Here is a 20,328-nt window from a genome sequence, read left to right as displayed (position 1 = left end):
GCAGTGGATTTGAGCTTTCCCGACCTCGATGGGCCTGTTGCCCAACGTGGTATCGGGGTCATCGCCCCGTTCGACCTCGCACTCGAACGGGAACTCTGGCGGTGGGCGCCGCTGGAGGTGAGCCTGCACCTCGCCCGCACCCCTTACGAGCCGGTGCCGGTGTCGTTGGAGATGGCCGAGCTGGTGTCCGACGCGGTGCACTTGACCGCGGCTACCCGCAACGTGCTGCACGTGGAGCCCGAAGTGGTCGCCTACCTGTGCACCTCGGGCAGCTTCATCAAGGGCCTTGCCTACGAGAAGTCGTTGCGCCACACCATCTGCCGGGCCGGTGCCCAGGACGCGGTGACCACCTCGGGCGCGTTGCTCGAGGCGATCCGCCATCTGGATCTCACCCGGATCTCCGTGCTCACCCCGTACGACGAGATTCTCACCCATAAGCTGCACGACTTCCTCGCCGAGGCGGGCTGCGCCGTGGTCCGCTCCGATCACCTCGGGCTCGGCGGCGGGATCTGGAAGGTCAGCTACCGCACCATCGCCGAGCGGATCGTCGGGGCCGACGATCCCGCGGCCCAGGCCATCTTCGTCAGCTGTACCAACCTGCCGACCTATGACGTCATCGAGCCGCTGGAACAGGCGCTCGGCAAACCGGTCCTCACCGCCAACCAGCTCACCATGTGGGCCTGTCTCGGCCGGATGAAGCTGCCCATGATGGGTCCGGGAAAGTGGCTCCTCAACGTTTTCTGAAGGAAGAACATCGCATGCAGGCACCCATCGTCGGATTCATCTACCCCGACCACGCGGCCGAGGACGATTACCCGCTGGCCGCCGCGACGCTCGGCGCGCAACTTCCGGTGGCGCACATCTACGGCACCGATCTGCACGCCGTCCCCGAACTGCTCGACCTGGGCAGCCCGGAGAAGTTGCGCGGCGGCGCCGCACTGCTCGCACCACACCGGCCGGACGCGGTCGTCTGGGCCTGCACCTCGGGCAGTTTCGTCTACGGCCCCACGGGCGCCCGCGACCAGGTGCGCGCGCTGGCCGAGGTCGCGGGCGTTCCCGCGACCAGCACCAGCCTCGCGTTCACCGACGCCGTCCATGCGCTCGGCCTGCGCAGAGTTGCCGTCGCCGCCAGCTATCCCGACGACGTCGCGCGGCTGTTCGTGGAGTTCCTCGCCGACGCGGGCATCGAGGTCGTCTCGATGTCCAGCGCGGGCATCGACACCGCCGCCGAGGTCGGCACCCTCACCCCCGCCGAGGTGCTGCGGCTCGCGGTCGACAACGACCACCCCGACGCGGAGGCGCTGCTGATCCCCGACACCGCCATGCACACCTTGGCGGTACTGCCGGAGCTGGAAGCCACGCTGGGGAAGCCGGTGCTGACGGCCAACCAGGTGACGATCTGGGCGGGCCTGCGGCTGGCCGGCACCGAGCCGGTCGTCCCCGGGTTGGGCATTCTGTTCGCGGAAAGGCAGACCGATGTCCGTCGTTGATTTCGAGCCGGTGAACCGGCAGTCCACCGCGGAGATGATCGCCGATCGGCTCCGCGAGGCGATCATGCGCGGCAACCTCGCCCCCGGCGAGCAGCTCGGCGAGGCCGACCTGGCGGCGCAGTTCGGGGTGTCGCGTGGGCCGGTCCGCGAGGCAATGCAGCGCCTGGTGTCCGAGGGGCTCCTGCACAGCATCCGCCATCGCGGCATCTTCGTCATCGAACTGACCCTCGACGACGTCATCGACATCTACCGAGCCAGGACAGCGCTGGAGGGCGGCGCGCTCGAGCTGATCCTGGACGGTCGCCGACCCCGCGCCTACGAGGCACTGGGGCCGAGCATCGAGGAGATGCGCGCATGCGCCGAACGCGGTGACGTGGTCGGCGTGTCCGATGCCGATCAGGCCTTCCACGAGGCACTGGTCGAGAGCGCGGCCAGCCCCCGGCTGGTCCGGGCCGCCCGCACCCTGCTGATCGAGACCCGAATGTGCCTGGGCGCCCTGCAGATCACCTACCCCGATCTTCGGGAACAGGTTCGCGAGCACGTCGACCTGCGCGAGGCGATCGTCGCCGCGACACCCGCCCGAGCCAGAGCCCTCCTCGTCGAGCACATGGACGATGCCGTGCAACGCCTCCGCTACCAGATCAACGCCGCGCCGAGCGCGACCTGAGCGCGGGGCGGTCCCGTTCGGCTGATTGTCAGCGGAGCGAAAGCCCAGCAGCGCTGCCGTGCGGTTCCGGATGCTGCGGGCGGGCTACGCCAAGCGCGTCGGCGAATGCGGTCAGCTCGCCTCGGGCACCCGAACGCCGAGCGGCGCCACGCCGACCCGCTTCTCATCGGCGTCGGCGGCGAGCCAGAAGTAGATCGGTGGCAGCACGACCTCCAGGGCGGTCAGCACGAGCTGAAACCAATGCGGCCAGCCGTACACTGCCATCGAGACGAATCGGGCCACGGCGCCGAGCAGGAAGATCCCGGCCAGCCAGCGCACCGCGGCCGCCGGGATCGGCGACTGCCGCGCCGCCCAGATCCAGGCGAGGCCGTATCCGACGAAGATCGCGCCGAAAAACCGGCTTTGACTGTCAGCGGTCACGCCTGAGGAGCCCATGTCGGGCACCGCGTCGATGCCGAGTGCGATGTGCAGGAACCCGATCCCGACGCAGGCGAAGCCCATCACCATGGAAAGCCACTTCAGTGCTGCGGACATACATCCCTCCCGGATGACATCACGTATTCGACAGGCATGCGGGGGATCGACCTCCCGAGTACCACCGCGCCCTTAGTAGACGTTTGTCTACTAAGACCCTACGACCTTTGGTAGACGTACGTCAACTAAGCTCACGAGGTGAGTACCCGCCGCCGCCTCTCCCCCGAAGAGCGCCGCCGCGTGCTGCTCGACGCCGGGGCGAAGCTGTTCGCCGAACGCCCGTACGATGGCGTCCTCATGGAGGACGTCGCCGCCGCGGCGGGCGTCTCCCGCGCTCTGCTCTACCGGCACTTCCCGAGCAAGCACGACCTGTTCGCAGCCGTCTACGAACTCGCGTCCGATCAGCTGCTGATCGCGACGACCTTCGACGCCGATGCCCCGCTGGCCAACCAGCTCGCCGCGGGCCTGGACACGCACTTCGATTACTTCGAGGCCAACGCCAACAGCGTGCTCGCCGCCAACCGCGTACTGGCCGCCGATCCCACGATCCAGGCGATCATCACGGGCGAACTCGGCGAACTGCGCAACCGCATGCTCGACGCGATGCGGCTGGAGGGGCGCCTTCGCGCGACCGCCTCCTCGATCCTGATGAGCTGGCTTACCTTCGTCCGGGCGCTCACCGTGGACTGGCTGGAAAACGGCACGCTGACGCGGACCGAAATGCGCGAGACGTCCCTCGGGGCGCTACTCGGCGCGCTACGGCCGATCATCGACCTCGACGCCGAACGCACTGCCGATCGATGAAAACCATTGTCCACAAATGAATTCCGCCCTCCGAGCCAGGCGCTCGGAGACATCCGGTTTCCCACGCCGCACGGGCTCGCGTGGTCCGAATTCCGCCCGCTACAGGTTGGCTGGGCGCACAACCATGACCGACGCCGCCCGCTTTCCGTTCTCCCGCAGCAGCGCGATCGCACGCCCCTCCGAGTCGATGGCGGCGTACACGCCCGCGATGCCGACGGGTTCGAGCCAGCGACCGTTACGCAGATCCTCGGCCTGCGCGGCGTCGATCTCGCGGTGCGCGAAGGCGGTGCGCACGGCTTGGTCCATGTCGAGACTGAGCAGCGGTACGTCCGCTTCCGCCGCGGCCGCCACCTCGTCTAGGGTGCGGGCGTGGTCGAGGGTGAACGGGCCGACTCTGGTGCGGCGCAACGCGGTCAGGTGGCCGCCGACGCCGAGCGCAGCACCCAGATCGCGGGCAAGCGCCCGCACGTAGGTGCCCGAGGAGCATTCGACCACCACATCCAGGTCGACGAAATCGCCGTCGTCGCGGCGGGCGAGCACGTCGAACCGCGACACCGTGACCGGGCGGGCGGCCAGCTGCACCTCCTCGCCCGCGCGGTGGCGGGCATAGGCGCGTTCGCCGTTCACCTTGATCGCGCTCACGGTGGCCGGGACCTGGTCGATGTCGCCGGTCAATTCCGTCGCACGTGTGGCGATGTCGTCATCGGTGAGGTGCGCGGCCGCGATGGTCGACAGCACCTCGCCCTCGGCGTCGTCGGTGGTTGTCGCCTGCCCGAGGCGGATGGTCGCCGTGTAAGCCTTCGTCGTCAAGGTGAGCAGGCCGAGCAGCTTCGTCGCACGTTCTACGCCGAGAACGAGCACGCCGGTGGCCATGGGGTCCAGCGTGCCCGCATGCCCGACCTTCTTCGTGCGCAGCAGCTTCCGGCATTTCGCGACGACATCGTGACTGGTCCAGCCGCCGTCCTTGTCGACGATGAGCAGCCCGCCGAGACCGCCCATCAGGCGTGCACGATCGCGGTCAGGATGTAACCGTCGGCGATAAGCCAGCGACCGTCGAACGAACGCAGCGCAACCCCGCCGTCGGTGGTCTGGCCGGGCACCAGCAGCTCGCTGTGGAAGCTGCCGTGACCGGAATCGGCGGAGCAGTCCTCGGTCTCGAAGCTGATGTGCGCTTCCTCGAAGCCGAGCCAGCGCAGGGTCAGCGGGAACCACGCTTTGTAGGTGGCCTCCTTGGCGCAGAACAGCAGACGGTCCAGATGCAGCGGGGAGTCGGTGGTCTTCAGCCACTCCCGCTCCTGCGGGAGGCTGACCGAGTCGAGCACCCCGTGGGGCAGCGTGGCGTGCGGCTCGGCATCGATACCGATCGAACGGAACCGCAGCTTGTGGCCGAGCGCGGCGGCGCGGTACCCGTCGCAGTGCGTCAGGCTGCCGACGATCCCGCGCGGCCACACCGGAGCGCCGCGCTCCCCCTTGCCGATCGCGACCTGCGGCTCGCCGAGCTGCGCGAGGGCGAGCCGGGCACAGTGCCGCGCGCCGATGAAATCACGACGCCGCTTCTCTACCGACTTGGCGATGAGATGCTCCTCGGCCGGATGCGGCTTCAGATCCTCCGGGTAGTCCAGCAGCTCAGCCGATGCGACACCCGCGGGCAAAATGTTCTCGATCATCACCAACGAGCCTAACCGAGCCGGTCCGCGCTACTGCCGTCCGCGCCGCTGCTGCGCCTTGCTACGCATTTCGGCGGCGGCGGCTTCCATTTCGGGGGTCACCTGGAAGTGGCCACCGAATTTGTTCAGCGTGCCCGGCGGGTACTGCGGAGTCGGCAGAATCTGGCGCAGCAGCTGCTCAGGCATGCCGCGGCGCTGCCATTCCCGCGGGTAGCCGAGCGAGACCTCCTCGAACCGCACACCGTCGTAGTACGACGTGCGCGGAATGTGCAGGTGGCCGTAGACCGAGCAGACCACGTTGTACCGGGTGTGCCAATCCGCGGTGAGTTCGGTGCCGCACCACAGCGCGAACTCGGGGTAGAACAGCACGTCCGTCGGCTGGCGGACCAGCGGAAAGTGGTTGATCAGCACGACCGGCGTGCCGGGCGCGAGTGCGTCGAGCTTGCGCTTGGTCACCTGCACGCGGGCCTGGCACCACGCGTCCCTGGTCAGGTATGGCTCGGGCGAGAGAAGGAACTCATCGGTGGCCACCACGTTGCGCTCCCGGGCGATGGCAAGACCCTCCGCCTTGGTGGTCGCGCCCTCCGGCAGGAACGAATAGTCGTACAGCAGGAACATCGGCGCCAAGGTCACCGGTCCGCCGTACTCCTCGGCGCCCGCGCCCTCCCATACCGGAAACGGGTCCTCCGGGGTGAGCACATCCAGATCCCGGCACAGCGAGACCAGGTAGTCGTAGCGCGCCACGCCGGAGATCTGTGCCGGGTCCTTCGCCGTTGTCCACAGCTCGTGGTTGCCCGGCACCCAGATCACCTTGGCGAACCGGCCGCGCAGCAGCTCCAACGCCCACCGGATGTCCTCGGTCTTCTCCCCCACGTCCCCGGCCACGATGAGCCAGTCCTCCGGAGAGTCCGCCGTGATCTGCTCGACAACCGGCCGATTCCCCTGGTGCCCGACATGAATGTCGCTCACCGCCATCAACTTGGGTATCACCACACCTACCTTGGCACATCCGTTCCGATCCACGTGCACCGACCGATCGGGGTGTCGCTCATTGGGGCACCTCGCCGGCCCCCGGCTCCGTCATGCGCGACTGCGCGCTGTCTCCTCGATTCACGCGCCGACGCTCCCTCACGTCGGCACCTCGGCGCCGACTCGGGCCCACCGGCCGGACAGCGCACGCCACGCCACGGCGATCAGCCGCACCAACATGAACGCGACCAGGCCGGACCAAATTCCGGCGACCCCCCAGCCGAAGGCCAGCGACAGCCAGATGGCGGGCAGGAAGCCCAGCAACGCCGCGGTCAGCGTGGTGGTGCGCAGGTAGGCGGCATCGCCCGCACCGAGCAGGACGCCATCGAGGGCGAAGACGATGCCCGCCACCGGAATCAGGGCGACGAAGAACCACCACACGACGTGGGTGCGATCCAGAACCTCCGGGTCGTCGGTGAACAGCGTCGGGATGGCCCCCGCCCCCGCCGCGAACCCGGCCGCGAGGACCAGGCTGAAGATCTCCGACCAGCGCGTAACGCGCCGGGCCAGGTGGCGGGCGCCCTCGGCGTCGCCCGCGCCGAGCGCGGCGCCGGTGAGCGTCTGCGCGGCGATGGCCAGCGAATCCAGGGTGAGCGCGAGGAAGTTCCACAGCTGTAGCACCAACTGATGGGCTGCCACCGAGGCCGCGCCGAACCGGGCCGCGACCGCCGCAGCCGAGACGAAACAGGCTTGGAAGGCGAAGCTGCGGACGATGAGGTCGCGACCGAGGACGAGCTGCGCGCGCATCACCGACCAGTGCGGGGTGAGCGAAACCCGTTCACGGATCAGCGCGTTCAGGAACAGGGCCGCCGTGACGGTCTGACCGGCGACGTTCGCGACAGCCGAACCGGACAGTTCCAATCGCGGCGCACCAAGCAGCCCGTGCACCAACATCGGGCACAGGATGCCCGAAACCACGAGTCCGGCAACGACATACGTCAGCGGCCTGCGCGTCTCCTGGACACCGCGCAGCCAGCCGTTGCCCGCCATCGAGATCAAGATCAGCGGGACACCGAACAGGGCGATCCGCACCCAGGCCAGCGCGGTGGCGGCGATATCGCCGCCACCCGCGATCGCACTCGTCAATGGAACGGCGAAACCCTGCACCAGCACCACGATCGCGGCGCCGACCGCGATCGCTATCCAGGTGGCCTGCACGCCCTCGGCGACCGCGCCCCGCTCGTCACCCGCGCCGTGACGGCGAGCCGACCGTGCGGTGGTGCCGTAGGACAGGAAGGTCAGCTGCGAACTCGTCTGCGCCAGAATCAATCCACCAACCGCGAGACCGGCCAGCGCGAGCGCGCCGAGACGGCCGACGACGGCGAGATCGAACAAAAGGTAGATCGGCTCGGCGACCAGCACGCCGAGCGTCGGCAACGCCAGCCCGAGAATGCGCCTGGGCCCGACCTCGGTGGCCGGTTCGGTGCGAGGAGGCCCGATCACCCGAGTGCGGCCAACAGCGCGCCGACCAAATCGTCGGGTGTGCCGTACGCGGTGTAGCCGGCCGCGAAGCGATGCCCGCCGCCGCCCAGCGCGGTGGCCACCTCGGCGAGATCGATACTGTCCCCCTCGTTCCGCTCGCTGTCCCGCGAGCGCAGCGACACCGTCCACCGGTCGGGCACGGTACGGGATTCTTTGAATACCGCGGCGATTCCGGCTTCGGCGGTCGTGCGGACGATATCGATCACGCTCTCGACCTCCTCCGACCGCACCCCGTCGACATCGTCGCGTCGCACGAACGCATAGACCAGTCCGACGCCGCCACGCACCTCCGGCGCCAACTGCGCCGTACCGAGCACCCGCGACAGCATCATCAGCCAGCCGAACGGGTGGGTATCCAGCAGGGTGCGAGCGATGTCCGCGCCATCGATGCCGGTGGCCAGCAGCCGCTCGGCCAATTCGTGTGTACCCGGCTGGACCCACCGGAACGACCCGGTATCGGTGACCAGGCCGGCGTACAGGCAATGCGCCACGTCCGGATCGATCGGTACTCGCCACGCATCGAGCAGCCGCGCGATCACACTTGTCGTGGACTCGGCGCCGGGATCTACCACGTTGATCGCACCGAAGCGCGTGTTCGACCGATGGTGATCGATCACCAATGTCGTGGCGGCGCCGGGCAATCGGTCGGCGAGCGCACCGAGCCGCCCCGCGCTGCCGCAGTCCACCGCGACGAGCAGGTCGACCTCAGCGGGCACCTCGGCGGGTGCGACCAGGTGCCGCACTCCCGGCAGCGTGGTCATCGACATGGGCAACTCCGCCGGTTCGGCGAACGACACCCGAACAGGGATTCCGCGCCGGTGCAGGACCAGTGCCAGCGCAAGACCGCTTCCGATGGTGTCCGCGTCGGGCTGCACATGGCAGACGACGGTGACCGAGCGCGCCGCGTCCAGCGCCAGCACGGCCGCGTCCAGGTCGGCCGTTTCCCGCATCGTCGTCATCGACTACCGCATGTCACTCGTCGCCGTCGCGTTCGACCTTGTACGGGTCGACGTCGCCGGCATGCCTGGCGTTGGCGGCCACCTTGGCGACCGCGTCGTCCGCGGCCCGCGCCTTGGCGAGCAGGTCCTCCATCTGCCGCGCCGCGTCGGGCACGGTGTCCAGCACGAACGCCAGCGTCGGAGTGAACTTCACCCCGGTTCCCGCGCCCACCTTGGAGCGCAACACACCCTTGGCCTTCTCCAGGCCCGCGGCCGCGCCGACGTAATCCGGTTCGGCGTCGATGGTTTCCCCCATCACGGTGTAATACACCGTCGCCTCCCGAAGATCGCCGGTGACCTTGGCGTCGGTGACGGTCACGAAACGCAGCCGCGGATCCTTCACCTCGTATTCGATCGCGGTCGCCACGATCGAGGAAATCCGCTTGGCGAGTCGGCGTGCCCTGGCTTGATCCACCATGGCCGTTTCCTCCTCACTACTAACTCTGTTCGATGGCGGCGGGAGCAGAACCCTCCGTGGCCACGCAAGTGACGTCCGCTGGGCCCGTCGCTCCCGCCGCGGTCAGTCTTCGGGTCCGAAGATCCGGCGGCGCACCGCCAGCAACTGTAACTCCGGACGCGCCGCGATGTGCCGCTCACATTTGTCCAACACCTCGGTCAGATGGCCCATGCCCGCGCTGACCATGGCCACCCCCAGCACCGAGCGGCGGTACAGATCGTGTTCCCCGCCCTCGGCGGCGCTGACACCGAAACGCTGCAATTCGGCAAGGATCGGCCGGATCACGGAGCGCTTCTGTTTCAGCGAATGCACATCGCCCAGCAGGAGGTCGAACTCCAGGGCACCCAGATACACCCACTTACCTCTTTTGTGGTTCGGACGACCGGTCCGGACGCCGCACCTACTCGGCGCGGCGCCCGGTCTCTTCGGTCTCTCAGTCGCGCGGCTTCTCTCGCAGCTCGTAGGCCTCGATGATGTCGCCTTCCTTGATGTCGGAATAGGTGACCGTCATACCGCATTCGAAGCCCTCGCGGACCTCGGTGACGTCGTCCTTCTCCCGGCGCAGCGACGAGATCGTCGTGGTTTCGGCGATCACCACGTTGTCACGGAGCAGGCGCGCCTTGGCGTTGCGCTTGACCGAACCCGAGGTGACCATGCAACCGGCGATGTTGCCGACCTTCGACGAGCGGAAGATCGCCCTGATCTCGGCGCGACCCAACTCGACCTCTTCGTAGATCGGCTTGAGCATGCCCTTGAGGGCCTTCTCGATCTCGTCGATGGCCTGGTAGATCACCGAGTAGTACCGGATGTCGACACCCTCGCGGTTGGCGAGCTCGGTCGCCTTGCCCTCGGCACGGACGTTGAACCCGATGATGATCGCGTTCGACGCCGAGGCCAGGTTGACGTTGGTCTCGGTGACGCCACCGACACCGCGGTCGATGACCCGCAGCCGCACCTCGTCGTCGACCTGGATACCGAGCAGCGCCTCTTCGAGGGCCTCGACGGTACCGGAGTTGTCGCCCTTGAGGATCAGGTTCAGCTCGCTGGTTTCCTTCAGCGCGGCATCCAGATCTTCCAGGCTGATCCGCTTGCGGCTGCGTGCGGCCAGCGCGTTGCGCTTGCGGGCGTTGCGCCGGTCGGCGATCTGCCGTGCGATCCGGTCCTCATCGACTACGAGGAGGTTGTCACCGGCGCCCGGCACCGACGTGAAGCCGATGACCTGGACCGGCCGCGACGGCAGCGCCGCCTCGACGTCCTCGCCGTGCTCATCGACCATGCGACGCACACGACCGTAGGCGTCGCCCGCGACGATCGAGTCGCCGACGCGCAGCGTGCCGCGCTGCACCAGCACCGTGGCGACCGGGCCGCGGCCGCGGTCGAGGTGTGCCTCGATGGCCACGCCCTGCGCGTCCATATCCGGGTTCGCCCGCAGGTCGAGGGCGGCGTCCGCGGTGAGCAGAACCGCCTCGAGCAGTGCCTCGATATTGGTGCCCTGTTTGGCCGAGATGTCCACGAACATGGTTTCGCCGCCGTACTCCTCGGCCACCAGGTTGTACTCGGTCAACTGCTGCCGGATCTTTTCCGGGTTCGCGCCTTCCTTGTCGATCTTGTTGACCGCCACCACGATCGGCACGTCGGCCGCCTGCGCGTGGTTGATCGCCTCCACCGTCTGCGGCATGACACCGTCGTCGGCGGCGACCACCAGGATCGCGATGTCGGTGGCCTTCGCACCGCGGGCACGCATGGCGGTGAACGCCTCGTGACCCGGGGTGTCGATGAAGGTGATGAGCCGGTCTTCCTCGCCCAGGTGGGTGAGTACCTGGTAGGCGCCGATGTGCTGGGTGATGCCGCCGGCCTCGCCCTCGCGGACGTTGGCCTTGCGGATGGTGTCCAGCAGTCGGGTCTTACCGTGGTCGACGTGACCCATGACGGTCACCACCGGTGGACGCTGTTCGAGGTCTTCCTCGCCGCCCTCGTCCTCGCCGTAGGTGAGGTCGAACGACTCCAGCAGCTCGCGGTCCTCGTCCTCCGGGCTGACCACGTGCACGACGTAGTTCATCTCGCCGCCGAGCAGCTCGAGCGTCTCATCGTTCACCGACTGGGTCGCGGTGACCATTTCGCCGAGGTTGAACAGGGCCTGCACCAGCGCGGCCGGGTTCGCGTCGATCTTCTCCGCGAAGTCCGACAACGACGCGCCGCGGGCGAGCCGAATGATCTCTCCGTTGCCGCGCGGCAGCCGGACGCCACCGACGGCGGGCGCCTGCATCGAGTCGTACTCTTGCCGCTTCTGCCGCTTCGACTTACGGCCACGACGGGGCGCACCACCGGGACGGCCGAACGCACCGGCCGCACCACCGCGGCCGCCGGGACCACCCGGACGACCGCCGCCACCGCCGCCGGGACGACCGCGGAATCCACCGGTAGCGCCACCGGCACCGGGCGCACCCGCGCCCGCACCGGGAGCACCGCCGCCACCGCCACCGCGGTAACCGCCGCCACCACCACCGCCGCCGGGACGACCGGCACCGGCGCCACCGGGACGCCCCGGACGACCGGCACCGGGACCACCGGCACCGCCCGGACGCGCCGCACGGGACGGCATAGCACCGGGGTTCGGACGCGGCGGCATCGAACCGGGGCTGGGCCGCGGACCGCCGGGCCGCGGACCACCCTGACCGGGCGCCGGACGCGCACCCTGCGCGGGACCGGGACGCGGACCACCCTGAGCCGGACCCGGACGCGGACCACCCTGAGCCGGACCCGGACGCGGACCACCCTGACCGGGGGCCGGACGCGGCGCGGGACGCTCGGGAGCCGACGAATACGGGTTGTTGCCGACGCGCGGGGTCTTCGGCCCCGGACGTGGACCGGAAGCAGCGCCGCCCTGGCGCTGGCCACCCGGCGCGGAGGCACCGGGACGCTGCTGCTGACCGGGACGCGGGCCACCGCCCGGCGTCGGACGCGGACCGGCCGGCGCCTGCGCGGAACTCGCCGGCGCCTGCGCGGAACTCGCCGGCGCCTGCGCGGAACTCGCCGGCGCCTGCGCGGAACTCGCGGTCGCGCCGGGGACGGCCGAGGCCGAGGGCGCAGGCGCGACGGATTCTCGCACCGGTTTGGGGGACGGCCCGGGACGCGCGGCGGGTCCCGGCTTCGCGGCCGGGGACTCTCCGGTACGCGCGGCGGGACGAGTGGTCTCCTGGGCGGCAGGTGCCGCCTGGACGGGGGCCGACGGCCGCGGGCCGGGACGCGGGCCGCCAACTACGGGCTTCGCGACCGGACGGGCCGACGACGGACCGGGGCGTGTACCCGATTTGGTGCCGTTCGACGGGGCGGATTTCGCCGCGAACGACTCACGCAGCCGACGTGCGACGGGTGCTTCCACCGTCGAGGACGCCGACTTCACGAACTCGCCTTGCTCCTTGAGCGTTGCGAGTAGTTCCTTGCTCGTGACACCGAGTTCTTTGGCCAACTCGTGCACGCGGGCCTTGCCTGCCACTGCTCTCCTCACTGAGAGGTCGAGCAGCGCCACCGTTTTGGGGACGGGGGCCCGCACGACCTCGGGTTATCTCCGATGGACGTTCATCGTTGGTACTTCACGGTGTGCTCATGAGTGCTCGTGCCTGTTCTCGAGGTAACGCTCCAGGGCTGAGATATCCAGTTGTCCGGACACTCGTAGTGCTCTGCCGATCGCTCGGCGTCGCTCTGCCGTGCTCAGACAAGCCGAAAAGGGGTGCAGCCAGGCACCCCGTCCGGAAAGTCTACGCCGCGGATCGGGAATGATCCCGATGATGTGAGAGCCGTCTCCGGTCTCACGATTTCGAGCCACGATCCGCAACAGATCGACGGCTAGTTCGCGCTTTCGGCACCCGATACACGTCCGCACGGGAACTGCCGGACGCCGGGGCGCCGCGTGCTGTTCGGTGATGCGGTCGGGCAAAGGAACCGAAGGCTCGGACTGAACCTTGGACCACTCTACCGCTGCCCCGCTCGGAACGCCGAACCCCGCCCCCGCGGAAGTTACCGACATGCCGTCCCGAGCATTCCGCGGACAGGTTTCCGTCAACTGCGGTGTGCCTCCGTTCGAACCGATCCACCACCCATGTCGGGCGCGGCGTCGCTGCGTATATCGATGCGCCAGCCGGTAAGTCGCGCCGCGAGGCGGGCGTTCTGCCCCTCTTTACCGATAGCCAGCGAGAGCTGGAAATCGGGGACCACGACGCGGGCCGCGTGGGCTTCCGGGTCGACGATAGTGACGGAAACCACTTTCGACGGTGAGAGTGCGTTGCCGACGAACGTCGCCGGGTCGTCGGCGTAATCGATGATGTCGATCTTCTCGCCGGCCAGCTCGCTCATCACGTTGCGCACGCGCTGCCCCATCGGGCCGATGCAAGCGCCCTTGGCGTTGACGCCGGGCACTGTGGTGCGCACGGCGATCTTGGAACGATGGCCAGCCTCACGCGCCACGGCGACGATCTCCACCGACCCGTCGGCGATCTCCGGCACCTCCAGCGCGAACAGCCGCCGCACCAGGTTCGGGTGGGTGCGCGACAGCGTGATCTGCGGACCGCGCTGACCTCGGGAGACGCCGACGACGTAGCACTTGATCCGGTCGCCGTGTTCGTAGGTTTCTCCCGGCACCTGCTCGGCGGGCGGGATCAGCCCCTCGGCGCCGTGCAGCTCGCTGCCGATACGCACCACGATCGTGCCGCGGGCATTGGCGCGTGCGTCGCGCTGCACGACCCCGCCGACGATATCGCCCTCGTGCGTGGAGAACTCGCCGAAGGACTTCTCGTTCTCCGCGTCCCGCAGCCGCTGCAGCACGACCTGGCGCGCGGTGGTCGCCGCGATGCGGCCGAACCCCTCGGGGGTGTCGTCCCATTCGGAGATCACGTTCCCGTCGACGTCCAGTTCGCGTGCCATCACCCGGACCACGCCGGTCTTCTGGTTGATGTCGATGCGGGCGTTGGGCTGGTGCCCTTCGGTGTGGCGGTACGCGGTGAGCAGCGCCGACTCGATCGCGGAGATCACGGTCTCGATCGAGATCCCCTTGTCGGCGACTATCGCGCGCAGGGCTTCGATTTCGATGTTCATTCCACGATCCCTTCGGTCGGCGAATCGGACGCTGTTACGGATTCGGGTTGTGCATTCGGTGTTCCTCGGACATCAGCGGCGTCGTCGACCGCTACCGCATCTTCCTGGCCCGGGGTGGGACGCCCCGAGACGACTCCGCCGGCGAGTTCCAGCTCCCGCGCGCCGGGCGGGGAGAACTCGACTTGGACGACGGCTGCGGCGATGTCGGCGAGCGGGACCGTCACCCGGTGCGGGTTCCGTTTGCCGCCGAGCACCAGCGCCACCGAATCATCGGCGAGAGCACCGACCCTGGCCTCGAATGTCGCCGACCCCTCCGGGGACTGCGCGCCCTCGTGTAACGAGATCCGCACCTTCCTGCCGCGCGCCCGGCGCCAGTGCCGGTCCGCGGTCAGCGGACGATCGATGCCCGGGGTCGAGACTTCCAACAGGTAGGGCGTCTCGCCGAACTCGCCCGCCTCGTCGAGCTGGATCGACAGTTCCGAGCTGAGCGTGGCGATCGAGTCCAGATCGGAGGTCTCGTCGCTGTCCACCGTCACCCTCACCCGAGCCTGCGCATCCGCATGCTTGCCCGACGTCGAGATCTCGACACCCTCGAGGTCGTATCCTCGGCGCTCGACGAGTCCAGCCACGAGCTGGCTCACCCTTTCCTCGGTCGGCATCGGCATGTGGGGCGGCTCCTGGTTCAGTTGTGACGCGGTGGGAAATTTCTCTACCGAAGGTCTAGCGTAACGCGCCCCGAGAGTGTAAGGGACCGGCGGTCGAGGAGTCCGCGCGCCACGGCCGACGCCTCGTCCGGTGGCGCGTCGCGAATCTGGCACGATGATGCGGTGCCCATCCGCCTTCCCGCCCCGCCGCGTGCCGGGTGCATGTCCGGCATCCCCTCCGACCGGCGCGAGCCTCGTCGCGCCGCCCTGGACCGTCGCAGCGCGCTACGTCTGGCGGGCGGAGGAACGGTCGGAATCCTCGCCATGGGCGCGCTGCCGGGCTGCGGCACCGACGACGTGGTGCACGAACCGGATCCGCTTGCCGCGCAGGAGGTTCTGGCCCGCGCCGACGCGGCGGCGGCGACCGCAGCCATCGCGCTGGCCCCGCAACGGCACGCAGCGCTGACCGCGATCGCCGCCGAGCGCACCGCGCACGCCGACGCGCTGAAGGCCGAGATCGATCGCGTGATCGGTGTGTACGGCGACGGCACCAAGCCGGTGCACCGCACCCGCGCCAACGGACCAGCCCGGTCCTCGAGTCCGTCCGCCGTAGCTTCCGGCAGCGCCGTGCCGCCCGGTGTCGAGGCGCTGCGCGCCCAGCTGTCCCAGTCCCAGAAGTCGGCAGCCGACCTCGCCCGCACCCAGTCCGGGTACCGGGCGGGGCTGCTGGCCTCGATCAGCGCGGCCTGCGCCGCCCAAGCGGGGGTGCTGCTCGCGTGACCGACGCTGAACGTCAGGTGCTACTGGATGCGCTGAACGCCGAGTACGGCGCGGTGTACGCCTACGGGGTGATCGCCGCGTACGCCTCGCCCGAACGCACCCGATTGATCGCCGAGCACACCGCCGCGCACCGTGCACGGCGCGACAGCACCGCCGACGCGCTCGCCGCCAGCGGCGCGACCGTGCCGCCGCCGGACGCCGCCTACACAGTGCCGTTCCCGGTCACCGATCCGATCCCGGCGGCACGGCTCGCCGTGACCGTGGAGTCCGACACCGCCATCGCCTGGCGCTCGGTGGTGGAACACGGCGAATCCGAGTCCGTTCGGCGCACCGGTGTCGACGCGCTCACCGAAGCCGCCGTCCGCCTGGCCCTCTGGCAGTCGATCCTCGGCGCCAACCCGCCGACAACCGCGTTTCCCGGGAAAGCCTGATCACCATCCCACCGAAATCCGTTGGGCCGCAGATGTTTTCGGCGTGGACCTCGAAACCCGGCCGCTACGGGCGCATTTCGTAGGCGCCGTCGTAGGATGCGACCTCGGCCCACACACGGTCGAACCGTGGTCGGTCCGCGACCGGCGGGCGCAGCGCGGACGCGGCCCAGCCCTGCTGGTCGGGGGTGGCTGACGGCTTGCCGTAGAGCGTAGTGGCGTAGGTGTTGAAGTCGCGGACCTGGAAGTCGAAGATCTGGTCGATCAGATCGCGATCCAAGCCGGTGATCGCAGCCTGCTCCAGGATCAGCTGGCCGTAGACCACCAAGGAGAACAGATGGCCGATGGTCAGCATGAAGTCCAGATCCTTCTGCTGCTCGGCGTCGGGCGCCGCGATGGTCAGCAGCGTACGCAGCTCCTGCGCCTGCTCGTAGAAGCGGCCGACGTTGGGGATGTCGGCGTGCTTCTCGTACACCGGAGTCCAGTCCGCGAACTGGACCTTGCCCGCGCCGCGGGCCGGGCCCTGCCGCCAGAAGAAGTCGTCGTCGGCCGCGTCCTGCCGGGTGCTGGTCTCCGGGTAATCCTTCGGGTTGAACACATAGTTCGGCATGAACTTCAGGATCTGGCCGACGTTCACGTGCACTGTGCCCTCCAACCGTGGCAACGTGTTGATCAGCCGCTGCACCTCGGCAAAGTACGTGTTCTTCTCGAAACCCTTGGCAGCCAGCACATCCAGCAGCAGCGTCATGACCGTCTCCCCCTCGGACGTCACCTTCGACTTCGTCATCGGGTTGAACAGCAGGTAGCGCCGGTCCTCCGGGCTCGCGGTGCGGAAGTAGTCGACGGCGCGGTCGCTGAACAGCTTCATCGCGACGATGCGCGCGTAGGCGTCGACGAAGTTCGTCCGAACGTGCGGGAAGTCGGTGACCGGATTGCCGTACAGGATGCGGTTGTGGGCGTGCGTGATCGCCTCGTAGAACGAATGCTCGACCATGCCGATGCCGCCGTGGCAGAGGTTGAACTTGCCCACGTTGACGGTGTTCAGCGCCGCGGAGAACGCCTCGGGGCCGGTGTGCAGGAGGTCCTCGGCGCGCACTGGGTAGTTCTCCAGGCCGAAGGTGCTGACGTACATCTGCTGGTGCACGACGTTGCCGAGCAGGCGGTAGTTCTCGTGCCGGGAGTCCGCCGCGAACCAGACGTACCCGTCGGCGCCCTCGATATCGGCGCGTCGGGAGAACACTGACACCATGCTGGCCACGTTGCCGTTGCCGATGTAGTACTTCGCGCCGTTGGCGCGGAACAGGATTCCGGCCTCGGCGTCCGCGCTGTCGGGCTCGGTCGGGGTGAGCACCAGGTCGGTGTTGTAGATGTCGGCGCCGTGCGTCTGCTCGGACAGGCCGAACGCCATCACCTCGCCGGCGGCCAGATCAGCGGCGGCGCGCTTCTTGGCGACCTCGTTGTCGCTCTGCCAGATCGGGCCCAGACCGAGGATGGTCACCTGCTCGGCGTACCAGTAGGCCAGGCCATAGAAGCCGAAGATCTCCGACAGCGCCGCATTGCGCGCCGCGTCCCAACGCCGGTTCGGATCGCCGTCGGCGTAGGCGGCCGGGGTCAGGAAGGTGGCGAACAGCTTCTCCTTCTTGACGAAGTCGAGGAAGTCCGCGGTCCACACCGCGTTCGCGTCGTCGGCGAGCAACCGCTGCTTGCCGCGCCCCTCGAACCACTCGATGGTGGCGCACAGCAGCCGTCGCGTCTCGACGTCGAACTGCTGCGGGTCGTAGGTGGCCGGGTTGAACAACAGCGCGTCGGTGCTTGTCATGCCGGTTAACTTACCAGCGGGTAATCGCAGCTTGTGCCAGGTATGCGGATTTCTGACCAGCAAATTCACGCTACGGCTGCGAAGGGTAGCCGCCGCCCGATCAGTGGCATCGCACTCCCCCTTGAGCGGTCTGCCGAGCTGCGTCCCGCCCGAGTGGACCCCTGACGCAAAGCGTCAGGGGTCGTCGGAACTCCTGAATTCGTAAGCACATGGGTAACTCCATGTACTCACATGGAAGTAGCTTGCGATTGGCATCGTTGTCAAGAGCGGACCGCGTTGGCGGTAGTGGGTCGAAGTTCGGTGGTAGCGCGGGCACTCGCGAAGGCCGCCCCATTTCACCGGCAACGCAACAGCGTGGAGGACGCGCTGCTGATCGAGATGTATGCGACGGCCCTGACCGATGCTGGCCCTGGTGACACCTTCGCGTTCGTGACGTCGAACTCCCTTGATTTCTCGGCCACACACGGCGACCAGCGCCAGCCCCATGAAGACTTGGCCGAGATGTTCGCCGCTGACCACTCGACGTATCGGCTCGGGACTCGAGCAGTGCCTGCGCGACGAGTTCGATAGCTATCTGGACGAACTCATAGCCGAGATGTGGTTTCCGGACGACCCGCGCGGGCTGAACGAGATACTTGCCGCTGAAAAGGAGATGTTCGACAAGGTTTGGTATAAGCGCTCAATGCGGTATGACCGCGAGCTGATCGCCGAAGGCAAGACCGCAGAACTCGAGAAGCACGAGCGCGTCGCTCGTCAGGGACGTAAACGGATCGAAGAAACCTACGGTCTTGAGAATATCGGGCCGTACGATGCCTTCGAATTGGGAATGCTCAACGGCAAACTGTCGGCGTTGCGTTGGGTGCTGGGTGACGAATGGGACTTCCTCGATACCTAGCGGGCTGGTCCCCCATCCACGAGATCCTGGGCGGGCTCTGCCGAAATAAAACGTGTCGGTGCCTGGCATTACGGTGACTGCCTGTGATGACCTCCGGCCCCTTTTGGACGCCCCGCACTGAGGATGAACTGCGCACCGCGCTGGCGGACAACCTGCTGGTCGAAGTCCATTACCGCGATCTCAAACGAACCGTCGATCCGGGCAGATCGGCGAACAAGAAGATCGCGTGCGACATCGCCGCCTTCGCGCTCGACGGCGGCACCGTCATCATCGGGGTAGCCGAAGGCGATATCGCAACGAGCACACCACCGAGTCTGTCTCCGGTCGAACTCAAGGGGCTGCCCGAACGAATCGAGAGCATCGCCGTCACCGCTGTCCACGAGCCCGTCCGGATCACTACGACGGTGATCGCCGCAGACGGTCAACCCGGCCGCGGCTATCTGCTGGTCCATGTCCCGCAGTCCCCGCGCGCGCCACACATGGTCGATGGCCGTTACTACGGCCGCGGCAAATGTGGAAAACCGAGTCCTGCCCCACGAGGAAGTGTTGCGCTGGCACCAACTCCGCTTAGGTAGTGTCTCCCAATAGATTTCGCGGCGCTTGTGCGCCGGGCTCATTTACGTCAACGCGTTCCCAAGACTCAACCGCGCGCGATCCCCGACCGTCTCTGGGACGAACTGTTCGATGCGATGCGGAACGACCGCGATCGGGCATTGCTGATGTTCTATGTCTCCAGTGCCGCACGAGCCAACGAGCTGCTGGGTATCGGCTCGGACGACATCGACTGAGGCGGGCTACGGATCTGGGTGATTTCCAAGGGCAGCCGAGCTCGTGAAGACATCCCGGCCTATCCGAGGGCGTTCACCTTTCTGGCCCTGTACACATGCACCGAGCTCTCGTCGGTCCACCCGGCATTCAAGAACCTTCACTTCACGCCCCACGACTACCGGAGACTATTCGCGACCGAGCTGGCCAATAGCGGGCTCCCGATTCACATCGGCGCAGCACTGCTCGGCCATCTGGATTTGGATACCTTCCGCGGCCACGTCACAGTCTTCGATGACGACGTTATCCAGCACTACCAGGCACACCTGGAAAACCGGCGGCAGATGCGCCCCGCCGACGAATACCGCGACGTGACACCCGAAGAGTGGGCCGACTTCGAGGAGCACTTCGACAAACGGAAGGTCGAACTCGGCGGCTGCGCCCGCCCATACGGGACAGGATGCCAGCACGTACATGCCTGCATCCGGTCCCCTATGCTCAATATCAACCCGAGATGCTCTCGCGACTGACCGAGATCGAAGACGACCTTGTTCGCCGACGCGAACGAGCCGAGCGAGAAGCTTGGCTCGGCGAGATCGAGGGCATCGATCTCACCTTGTCCTTGCCTCCGGCAAAAACGTTCGGAAACAGAATGATTGGCGCGACTGGCCCCCGCCGGACCCACGATGTGAATCGCCCCGGGTTTGGTGCTCACCTTCTTTCTTGAGGAGGATGGGCACACCATGCCAGCGAAGTACGACGAAGCGACCAAGGCCAAGGCTGTCCGGCTGGTTGTCGAGCATCGAGATGATTACGACAGCGAGTGGGCCGCGATGAA

General features: G+C 67.8%; 22 protein-coding genes. 9 read left to right on the top strand and 13 right to left on the bottom strand.

What is annotated here, in order from left to right; genetic code table 11:
• Positions 1–3 precede the first annotated feature (3 nt).
• From AB4Z47_RS04645 to AB4Z47_RS04635, 3 genes are read left to right on the top strand one after another with little or no spacing between them, the layout of a single operon-like run.
• Complete coding sequence (locus AB4Z47_RS04645) at positions 4–744, top strand: maleate cis-trans isomerase family protein (protein ID WP_441948083.1); 741 nt, start codon at positions 4–6, stop codon at positions 742–744.
• A 14-nt stretch (positions 745–758) separates the two neighbouring features.
• Positions 759–1,490 (top strand): maleate cis-trans isomerase family protein, encoded by a 732-nt coding sequence (locus tag AB4Z47_RS04640; RefSeq protein ID WP_441948082.1) that lies wholly within the window; start codon positions 759–761, stop codon positions 1,488–1,490.
• Complete coding sequence (locus tag AB4Z47_RS04635; protein ID WP_441948080.1) at positions 1,477–2,157, top strand: GntR family transcriptional regulator; 681 nt, start codon at positions 1,477–1,479, stop codon at positions 2,155–2,157. The genes AB4Z47_RS04640 and AB4Z47_RS04635 overlap by 14 nt, the downstream gene beginning before the upstream one ends.
• 111 nt (positions 2,158–2,268) lie before the next feature.
• Here the strand turns inward: AB4Z47_RS04635 and AB4Z47_RS04630 are convergent, their stop codons facing one another.
• Positions 2,269–2,691 carry a DUF4345 domain-containing protein gene (locus tag AB4Z47_RS04630; RefSeq protein ID WP_441948078.1) on the bottom strand — a complete coding sequence of 141 codons (423 nt, stop codon included), beginning with the start codon at positions 2,689–2,691 and terminating at the stop codon, positions 2,269–2,271.
• 138 nt (positions 2,692–2,829) lie between these two features.
• On the opposite strand from AB4Z47_RS04630, the gene AB4Z47_RS04625 reads away from it, so the two are divergent.
• Positions 2,830–3,435 carry a TetR/AcrR family transcriptional regulator gene (locus tag AB4Z47_RS04625; RefSeq protein ID WP_441948077.1) on the top strand — a complete coding sequence of 202 codons (606 nt, stop codon included), beginning with the start codon at positions 2,830–2,832 and terminating at the stop codon, positions 3,433–3,435.
• Between the two features lie 99 nt (positions 3,436–3,534).
• On the opposite strand, the gene truB is transcribed toward AB4Z47_RS04625, so the two are convergent.
• The 11 genes from truB to rimP all read right to left on the bottom strand — a co-directional run bounded on the left by truB (position 3,535) and on the right by rimP (position 14,824).
• Entirely contained in the window at positions 3,535–4,434 is a 900-nt protein-coding gene (truB, locus tag AB4Z47_RS04620) for a tRNA pseudouridine(55) synthase TruB (protein WP_441948076.1), read from the bottom strand.
• Entirely contained in the window at positions 4,434–5,102 is a 669-nt protein-coding gene (npt, locus tag AB4Z47_RS04615; protein ID WP_441948074.1) for a 4'-phosphopantetheinyl transferase Npt, read from the bottom strand. Before npt ends, truB begins: the two co-directional genes overlap by 1 nt.
• Positions 5,103–5,132: 30 nt before the next feature.
• On the bottom strand, positions 5,133–6,077 hold the full coding sequence (locus AB4Z47_RS04610) for a metallophosphoesterase family protein (RefSeq protein ID WP_441948297.1): 945 nt from the start codon (positions 6,075–6,077) through the stop codon (positions 5,133–5,135).
• A 153-nt stretch (positions 6,078–6,230) separates the two neighbouring features.
• Positions 6,231–7,574: an MATE family efflux transporter gene (locus AB4Z47_RS04605; protein ID WP_441948073.1), complete on the bottom strand. Its 1,344-nt coding sequence runs from the start codon at positions 7,572–7,574 to the stop codon at positions 6,231–6,233.
• Positions 7,571–8,572, bottom strand: a complete 1,002-nt coding sequence (locus tag AB4Z47_RS04600; protein WP_441948072.1) for a DHH family phosphoesterase — start codon at positions 8,570–8,572, stop codon at positions 7,571–7,573. Before AB4Z47_RS04600 ends, AB4Z47_RS04605 begins: the two co-directional genes overlap by 4 nt.
• A gap of 13 nt (positions 8,573–8,585) precedes the next feature.
• A complete protein-coding gene (rbfA, locus tag AB4Z47_RS04595) occupies positions 8,586–9,029 on the bottom strand; it encodes a 30S ribosome-binding factor RbfA (protein WP_441948071.1) in 444 nt (147 codons plus the stop codon).
• A gap of 102 nt (positions 9,030–9,131) precedes the next feature.
• Positions 9,132–9,422: a DUF503 domain-containing protein gene (locus AB4Z47_RS04590; RefSeq protein WP_441948069.1), complete on the bottom strand. Its 291-nt coding sequence runs from the start codon at positions 9,420–9,422 to the stop codon at positions 9,132–9,134.
• A 79-nt stretch (positions 9,423–9,501) separates the two neighbouring features.
• Positions 9,502–12,564 (bottom strand): translation initiation factor IF-2, encoded by a 3,063-nt coding sequence (gene infB / locus AB4Z47_RS04585; protein ID WP_441948067.1) that lies wholly within the window; start codon positions 12,562–12,564, stop codon positions 9,502–9,504.
• Between the two features lie 108 nt (positions 12,565–12,672).
• Positions 12,673–12,993 (bottom strand): YlxR family protein, encoded by a 321-nt coding sequence (locus AB4Z47_RS04580; RefSeq protein WP_441948296.1) that lies wholly within the window; start codon positions 12,991–12,993, stop codon positions 12,673–12,675.
• A 134-nt stretch (positions 12,994–13,127) separates the two neighbouring features.
• Complete coding sequence (gene nusA / locus AB4Z47_RS04575; protein WP_441948065.1) at positions 13,128–14,159, bottom strand: transcription termination factor NusA; 1,032 nt, start codon at positions 14,157–14,159, stop codon at positions 13,128–13,130.
• A complete protein-coding gene (gene rimP / locus AB4Z47_RS04570; protein ID WP_441948063.1) occupies positions 14,156–14,824 on the bottom strand; it encodes a ribosome maturation factor RimP in 669 nt (222 codons plus the stop codon). The genes nusA and rimP overlap by 4 nt, the downstream gene beginning before the upstream one ends.
• Positions 14,825–15,025: 201 nt before the next feature.
• On the opposite strand from rimP, the gene AB4Z47_RS04565 reads away from it, so the two are divergent.
• Together AB4Z47_RS04565 and AB4Z47_RS04560 are read left to right on the top strand one after the other, a co-directional pair.
• Positions 15,026–15,583 (top strand): hypothetical protein, encoded by a 558-nt coding sequence (locus tag AB4Z47_RS04565; protein WP_441948294.1) that lies wholly within the window; start codon positions 15,026–15,028, stop codon positions 15,581–15,583.
• Positions 15,580–16,014, top strand: coding sequence for a ferritin-like domain-containing protein (locus AB4Z47_RS04560; RefSeq protein WP_441948062.1), 435 nt, complete (start codon positions 15,580–15,582; stop codon positions 16,012–16,014). Before AB4Z47_RS04565 ends, AB4Z47_RS04560 begins: the two co-directional genes overlap by 4 nt.
• Positions 16,015–16,078: 64 nt before the next feature.
• Here AB4Z47_RS04560 and AB4Z47_RS04555 read toward each other — a convergent pair whose 3' ends face one another.
• Positions 16,079–17,830 (bottom strand): acyl-CoA dehydrogenase family protein, encoded by a 1,752-nt coding sequence (locus AB4Z47_RS04555; RefSeq protein ID WP_441948060.1) that lies wholly within the window; start codon positions 17,828–17,830, stop codon positions 16,079–16,081.
• A 484-nt stretch (positions 17,831–18,314) separates the two neighbouring features.
• Here AB4Z47_RS04555 and AB4Z47_RS04550 point away from each other — a divergent pair, with 484 nt between their 5' ends.
• The 3 genes from AB4Z47_RS04550 to AB4Z47_RS04540 all read left to right on the top strand — a co-directional run bounded on the left by AB4Z47_RS04550 (position 18,315) and on the right by AB4Z47_RS04540 (position 20,020).
• A complete protein-coding gene (locus AB4Z47_RS04550) occupies positions 18,315–18,725 on the top strand; it encodes a hypothetical protein (protein WP_441948058.1) in 411 nt (136 codons plus the stop codon).
• An 86-nt stretch (positions 18,726–18,811) separates the two neighbouring features.
• Positions 18,812–19,300: an AlbA family DNA-binding domain-containing protein gene (locus AB4Z47_RS04545; protein ID WP_441948057.1), complete on the top strand. Its 489-nt coding sequence runs from the start codon at positions 18,812–18,814 to the stop codon at positions 19,298–19,300.
• 231 nt (positions 19,301–19,531) lie between these two features.
• Complete coding sequence (locus tag AB4Z47_RS04540; RefSeq protein ID WP_441948055.1) at positions 19,532–20,020, top strand: hypothetical protein; 489 nt, start codon at positions 19,532–19,534, stop codon at positions 20,018–20,020.
• The last annotated feature ends 308 nt before the right edge of the window (positions 20,021–20,328 follow it).

Source organism: Nocardia sp. 2TAF39, assembly GCF_052114905.1.
In the GTDB taxonomy this organism is placed as follows: Bacteria; Actinomycetota; Actinomycetes; order Mycobacteriales; family Mycobacteriaceae; genus Nocardia.
The sequence above is the reverse complement of the archived record's forward strand: the minus strand, read 5'-3'. Positions and strand labels throughout refer to the sequence as shown.